We start from the raw sequence: 253 nt of genomic DNA on the forward strand, positions 1-253 counted from the left end.
ACGCCGCCCCTGCTCCCATTCCTGCAAAGTCCGTGGGGAAATATGAAGCACTTCTGCAAACTCTAACTGTGTCAGGCCCGTTTTACTACGCGCCTCTGCCACTTCATTGGGCTCAACACGACTGACCCGCGCGGCTTTGCCCTCTTTCATTTCTTTGACTGATTGAAGTAGCTTGTTACCAAGCTCTTCCGCGCTCAAGGTTTCGTTACTCATTTTCTACCTTTCGAATGGATTTCAGGATATGTGCGGGGAT

1 protein-coding gene is annotated in these 253 nt (G+C 50.6%); it reads right to left on the bottom strand.

All coding sequences use genetic code 11. The annotated features are described in order from the left end of the window. Nucleotides 1–213, bottom strand: a 213-nt coding sequence (locus E8Q33_RS15285) for a DNA-binding transcriptional regulator (RefSeq protein ID WP_136555730.1), incomplete at its 3' end; no start/stop codon positions are given. Nucleotides 214–253: the final 40 nt, after the last annotated feature.

The sequence above is a fragment of the Methylophaga sp. SB9B genome (assembly GCF_004832235.1).
In the GTDB taxonomy this organism is placed as follows: domain Bacteria; phylum Pseudomonadota; class Gammaproteobacteria; order Nitrosococcales; family Methylophagaceae; genus Methylophaga; species Methylophaga muralis.